General features: G+C 69.3%; 5 protein-coding genes. 4 read left to right on the forward strand and 1 reads right to left on the reverse strand.

All coding sequences use genetic code 11. The annotated features are described in order from the left end of the window. Positions 1-18: 18 nt before the first annotated feature. The 3 genes from D7V88_RS38060 (at position 19) to D7V88_RS38070 (ending at position 4,070) form a co-directional block, all read left to right on the forward strand. Complete coding sequence (locus tag D7V88_RS38060) at positions 19-1,176, forward strand: Hint domain-containing protein (protein ID WP_147449048.1); 1,158 nt, start codon at positions 19-21, stop codon at positions 1,174-1,176. Positions 1,177-1,298: 122 nt separating this feature from the next. Then, entirely contained in the window at positions 1,299-2,423 is a 1,125-nt protein-coding gene (locus tag D7V88_RS38065; protein WP_120545448.1) for a Hint domain-containing protein, read from the forward strand. A gap of 171 nt (positions 2,424-2,594) precedes the next feature. Beyond that, positions 2,595-4,070, forward strand: a complete 1,476-nt coding sequence (locus D7V88_RS38070; RefSeq protein ID WP_120545449.1) for an SBBP repeat-containing protein — start codon at positions 2,595-2,597, stop codon at positions 4,068-4,070. Positions 4,071-4,078: 8 nt separating this feature from the next. Here D7V88_RS38070 and D7V88_RS38075 read toward each other — a convergent pair whose 3' ends face one another. Continuing rightward, complete coding sequence (locus D7V88_RS38075; RefSeq protein ID WP_120545450.1) at positions 4,079-4,660, reverse strand: hypothetical protein; 582 nt, start codon at positions 4,658-4,660, stop codon at positions 4,079-4,081. 374 nt (positions 4,661-5,034) lie between these two features. On the opposite strand from D7V88_RS38075, the gene D7V88_RS38080 reads away from it, so the two are divergent. Continuing rightward, positions 5,035-6,017, forward strand: a 983-nt coding sequence (locus D7V88_RS38080) for a hypothetical protein (protein ID WP_147449049.1), incomplete at its 3' end; no start/stop codon positions are given.

Below are 6,017 nucleotides of genomic sequence, written 5' to 3' on the forward strand. Positions count from 1 at the left end.
GCCCCACGGAGCCACCCCATGCGAAGCCCCCGCCTTGCCCAGGTCCTGAAGCTTCTCGTGGTCGGCCTGCTGCCGTCCTTCGCCCAGGCGCAGGATGTCCAGCAGGCCCGGTGCAACAGCGACGCCCTGACGTTCGAGCAGGCCATCGCGCGCTCCGAGTGGGCCCGGCGGTGCGGACTGCTGCGCAACACCGGGGGCGCGAACGCGTGGGTCGCCTCGACCGCGGCCTTCGACACCTCCTTCGCGTGGGCGAAGGAGTACCGCGAGTCCGACACGAGCCACGCGTACACGGGCAATACGCATTACAACAACGTGAACTACTACTACGCGCGCTCGCTCTATGAAGCGACGCCGATGTTCTCCGTGTTCCAGGAGACCAGCGGGAGCACCGCGGGCTACTGGAAGTGGTCCCACACGTCGCCGCTCGCGCGACCGCTCTTCCCCACCTTTGAAAGCATCAACGTCGCGGGCAGCGGCACGCAGTTGTATCCGCACCCCACCAACACGAATGACTGTCGCCTCTTCAGCACCCCGACGGGCACCTCGCCGTGGGTGACCCTCACCCGGTACACCGTCTGTGATGACGGGCCCGTCTATTCGATGAATGCGCAAGGGGGCGGCACCGCGGGCGAAGAGGTCATCCGGGAGGGTTGCCACACGGTCACGGAGACGGTCGAGAAGCCCTTCTACGTGGTGGCCTACTGCGAGGCCGGCTGCCACCCGGGTGACCAGTTGCTGGGCTCCAGCACTGGCGAGGCGGCCCTGGGGGAGGACCCACCGCGGCGGATCAACCCAGTGTCCAGCGACACCCCGGAGCCCGGCGACGGCGAGCACGTCGTCTATGAACTCACCACGGAGTCCGGCGACCTGCTGCGGGTGCCCGCCGGGCATCCCGTCCTCACGAGCGAAGGACGTCGGGTGAAGGCGGAGTCGCTGCTGCTCGGGGATGCATTGCTGCGCAGGGACGGAACCCCGGACCGCATCGTGACGGTGAAACAGACGCTGTATTTCGCGAAGGTCCACGACGTCCGGCGCATGTCACACGACGCGGTGTCGGATCTGCTGCTCACCGAGGGCTATCGGGTGGGGCCGGCCCGCGTCCAGAAGGAGAACGCGGAGCAGCTCAACCGGGCCCTGCGCCAGCAAGCCATCCCGGCGGAAGTGCTGCCGGAGTAGTCCTCCCGCGCCCCCTGGGAGGTTCGAGCGGCGCCCATCGGATCCCGTCCGGCGGGCACCGCCGCGGTCTGCTGAATCAAGAGGGGGCGGCAGTCTGTCCAAGAAATCCGAAGGGGAATTCCATGTCCAAGTCTGTCTTCAGAATCGTCCTGGGAGGCGCGGCCGCCATCGCGCTGTTTCCCACCGTGGCAGGCGCGCAGACCCAGCAGGAGTGGCGCTGCAACATCGACAGCCTGGTTCCAAGCCAGGCCATCGTCCGCGCCGAATGGGCTCGCAAGTGCGGCCTGCTCAACAACCTGGTCCCCGCCGGCCCTTCGGCCTGGGTGCCGTCCACCACCACCTTCGATCTCGCCTTCGCGCCGGCCAAGGAATACGTCGAAAGCAACACCAGCCGGGCGTACACGGGCAACTCGCAGGGCTACAAGGTGAATTACTACTACGCGATCGCGATGTATGACGCGACGCCCATCCTCAAGGTGGAGGCGGAGGCCGCGGGCCCCACCATGGGGTTCTTCAAGTGGAACCCCGCCCCCTCGACGATCCTCCGCGCACGGCCGCTCTACCCGACGTTCGAGACATCTCTGCCCGCGGGCTCCGGGACGCCGCTCTATCCGCACCCCACCGACACCACCGACTGCCGCTTCTACCGAGACACCAACATGGACGCCAAGGGCGACACCCTGTACACGGGCACGTCCTTCTACGTGGTGGCCAACTGCGAATCGAGCTGCTACGCGCCGGACCAGGAGCTGCTGTTCAGCAATGGCTCGGTGCCCATCTCCAAGGCCGTCCGGGAGCAGCAGACGGACATCCTCACCCTGACGCCGGACGCCACCCTGGACGACGTGCAACTCCAGACGAACCACGTCTACAGCTACACGTCGGAGACGCGCGACAGCGAGCACCTGCTCTACACCATCACCACCGAGCACGGCGGCAAGCTGCGGCTGACCAATGAGCACCCGGTGGTCAACAGCGAGGGCCGGATGGTCCGCGCGGCGGACCTGAAGGTGGATGACGAGCTGCTGCGCCAGGACGGCACGCGCGAGCGCGTCGTGAGCGTGGAGAAGACCACGCACTTCGGCAAGGTCTACAACCTGCGGCCCATCACCCGCGACCAGGTGACCAACGTGCTGGTGGCCCAGGGCTTCCTGGTGGGTTCGGCCCGCTACCAGAACGAGGACGTCGGGTTCATGAACCGCATCATCCTGCAGCGCTCCGTGCCGGAGGAGCTGCTTCCCCAGTAGGGAAGGCCCTCCTTGTCCTGACGCTCAGCGCCCGGGGCCGGCATCGGCCCCGGGCGTTTGTCTGATATGGGAAGAGGGGAAGGCCATGAGGGCCGGGGGTGCCACGTGCTGGGATGCGACACGAGTCACAGGCCAGCCCCGGGCATCGCCCGCCCATGTCTGGGAATGGCCATGGCCTTGCTTGTCGGGGTGCTCGGTCTGGGCTGCACGACGTCACCGTCCGGCCAGGTCGACCCCACGAAGGATGGCGGCACCGTGGACGCAGGCCCGGTCGAACCCGATGGCGGAACACCTGATGCGGGGACAGCCGACGCAGGCCACGACGGCGGCCTGGACGCGGGTGGGGCCGACGCGGGACAGGATGGCGGCACGGGCGAAGCCGACGCGGGCCCGGTGACGTGTGCTTCGCCCTGGAAGGGAGACCGCCAGGAAGGAACGGCGGCGGCGGACGAGACGCTGTCTGTCTGGGTCGGTGAGGCAGGCGACCTCTACACGACCGGCTATTGGGATGGCCGCCTCGGCGAGAGCAACATCGAACCCTCGGGAGACTCGCGCGCGGTCATCACCCGGCACGCGGCCGACGGACGCATCCTCTGGCGGCGGACCCTGGACACCACGGGGACGGACACGGCGGAGCACGTCATTGGAGGCAAGGAGCGCGGCACGGTGCGGGTGGTGGGACGCACCACCGGCGCGCTGGAGGGCCACGCCAACGGCGGTCAGTTCGATGTGTTCCTCCTGCAACTGGATGGCGAAGGGAACACGCTCCACGCCGTGCAGCATGGCGACGAGCGCCCCCAGCATCCGGCGAAGGTGGCGGTGGATTCCGCCGGCCAGGTGGTGGTCGCCGGGTACGACGACCTGTTCGTCCAGAACAAGGTGTCGCTGGATGCGGAGAATGGCTTTGTCGCCCGCTTCCCCGCTCCGGCCCAGGGCCCTCTTGGGCCCTCCTGGCGGGTGCGCTCGCAGGTCGTGGACAATCCGGACCGGCTGACGGGCCTTGCCCTCACGCCCGACGGTGATGCGCTGTTCACGTCCGGCTTCCGGTTCTTCGCCGACGAAGAGGGGCCGGGCGGCGCCTTCGTCCAGCGGCGGGATCCGGCGGACGGCCACGTCGTCTGGACGAGCGTCATCGCCCCCACGGGCACCGAGGCGGACGAGTTGCTCCTGACGCCCGACCACCAGCTCCTGCTGGCGGGCTCCAGCCTGCTGGCCCTGGAGCCCGGCGTCCCCATCGTGGGCGAAGCGGACGTCTTCCTCGCCCTGCTCGAACCCGACTCCGGACAGGTCCAGTGGGTGCGGCAGGTGGGCACCCGGGACAGCGACCAGGCCACCGCGCTGGCCCGCGCCCCCCATGGCGACATCTACGTCGCGGGCGACACCCTGGGCAGCTTCCCGGGCTTCACGAATCAGGGCGGCCGGGACTTGTTCGTGCTGCGCTTCAGCGCGGACGGGCGGTTGCTGGGGCTCTGGCAGCAGGGCACGCCCCAGGACGACCACGTCACCGGACTGGCCGTGGACGCGTGTGGCAATGCCGTGGTCGTCGGCTCCACCGAGGGCGGCCTGGTTCCAGGCAGCCCGCCCCTGGGCAGCCGCGACGCGTTCCTCTTGAGGCTGTCACCGCCCACGCAGCCCCTGGGGCGGTGACGTCGCGCTCAGAGGTCCTTCAGCAGGCTCTCACGGCCCAGCGCGCGGGCCCGGCGGATGTCCTCTTCATACCGGGCGCTTTCGTATTCGATGACCATGGAAGAGGCTCCTCGGGATTTCGCCAGCGAGAGCTTCACGTGGCTCTCCACCGTCCTGAAGCGGATCCACGGTTTGTGGCTCCTTCGCACGGCCTGCGCCTCATCGGCGGGGGCCTCTTCCGGCGGAGCCCCGGGATCTTGTTCGGAGGCGTCCTGCGGCCATGCACTGTCGGAAGAGACGGGTTGCCCCAGGGCGTGCGTCACCTCGGCCGCCGTGCGATAGGCCCCGGCCCTCCTTCGCGCCTCCTCGTCGGTGTCGCGGACACGAACAGGAGGTCCGTACTTCTGGGTGAGCAGGTCGCGCAGGAGCCGCTGGCCTCCCTTCAGGTCCGTCACTTCAGGAAACTCGACCTCGACGGCGACGAGCCTGTCTCCCAGGAACCCGAAGGTGACGACGGCAGGCATCCGCGCAATCTCGGTCCTCGCGAAGAACGCGCCGCTGTTGAGCGCGGTCAGGTCCGGATAGAGGTTTCGCACCTCGCTGGAGGTCATGCCCCAGCGCGACTCCTGGAACCCTTCCGGGCTCCGGTAGTTCGCCCCCTGCCGGGACCAGTCCTGCCTGGCTTCCTGGAGCGCCCGCCGCGAGGGCCCCCTGTTACGGGACGAGCAGCCAGCCCACCGTCAGACCCAACAACAACCCAAGCACCAGGACATCCAGCCGCACGGCGACCCCCAAGGGAACACAAGACATCCACGCCAGCCTTCACCCCATCCTGGCGCGGAGGAAGGGCATGGCCCCCTCTGGCCTGGACATAGAGGATCCCCGAGCATGGCGAAAGCATGGGGGGTCCTCCCGTTGCCCGAGGGGCCTTGCGGCCAGGGCTCCAGCTCACCCAGGCTGCCTTCCAGGAGAAGGGAGCACACGAATGGGGTTCACCGCAGGGGTGTTGTCGCTCGTCCTGGTCGCGGCCACCGGCGTTCCCTCGGACCCTTCCGCCGAAGCGCTGTGCGTCCTCTCCGGCCTCTACACCACCCAACGCTCCTATCACTCGGAGAAGGACCGCTACACCTTCCAGCCAGCGACCGCGGGCTACATCCCCCTGCCCTGCATCGACGGCAGCCGGCCCCCCGCGCCCGAGTCCAACGCCATCGGCGGGTGCCGGTATCTCTTCACCGTCCTGGAGGCCGGCACCGATGTGAACGCCCTGCGGCTGGAAGCGCGCGGGGTGAAGCCCGACACGAAGGACCGCGTCTTCCTGCTGGATGCGCGCAATGGCTTCGTCACGCGTCCCGGCTCCAACGACCGCGTGGATCCCGCCGACTGCGAGACCTGGTCCCGCGAGATGGATCCGCTCCAGCGCTACCACGCGCTCGTCGGACGTCATGACTGCATGGAGGGCCCCTACGCCCCGGAGCACCCGTGCACCGAGGCCCTCACCGAGCTCGCGAACCTCGCGCGCGCTGGCGTGGGCGTCGCGCGGATGGAATACGAAGCCCACCCCACCGCGCGGGAGCTGTTCCCGCTGGCGCCGCCCACCCCTCGGGAGCGCCTCTGCGGGCTCGCGGCGCCGCCAGGGGAACGCGTCGAAGTCGCGGCCACGCTCGCACGCCAGGGACGCCTGCTGGACGCGGTCCTCGCGCCCGGCTGCCGTGACGAGGGCCTCCGCGCCAGCCTTCCCCTCCTGCTGCGCGACGGCGCATGTCCGGGCAACCCCTGCCTGGAGCTGATGACCCAGGCCCGGCGACTCGGCGTGACGGAGCGGCTCGCCGTCCTCGAAGCCCGCGCGGCCCCCCTGGCCCAGTGGCTGTGGAAGCAATCCGACGCCGCGCAGCGGGCCTTCCTCCAGGCCGCGGAGCTGCCCGGCCCCAAGCAGGACGCGTTGCTGCGACTGCGCCAGGGGCAATGGCC

The organism is Corallococcus terminator (genome assembly GCF_003611635.1).
Lineage (GTDB): Bacteria > Myxococcota > Myxococcia > Myxococcales > Myxococcaceae > Corallococcus > Corallococcus terminator.

What these genes read in the sequence shown, in the direction of transcription:
- D7V88_RS38060 (WP_147449048.1), top strand. Translation starts at nt 19, where the DNA reads ATGCGAAGCCCCCGCCTTGCCCAGGTCCTGAAGCTTCTCGTGGTCGGC.
- D7V88_RS38065 (WP_120545448.1), top strand. Translation starts at nt 1,299, where the DNA reads ATGTCCAAGTCTGTCTTCAGAATCGTCCTGGGAGGCGCGGCCGCCATC.
- D7V88_RS38070 (WP_120545449.1), top strand. Translation starts at nt 2,595, where the DNA reads ATGGCCTTGCTTGTCGGGGTGCTCGGTCTGGGCTGCACGACGTCACCG.
- D7V88_RS38075 (WP_120545450.1), bottom strand. Translation starts at nt 4,660, where the DNA reads ATGACCTCCAGCGAGGTGCGAAACCTCTATCCGGACCTGACCGCGCTC.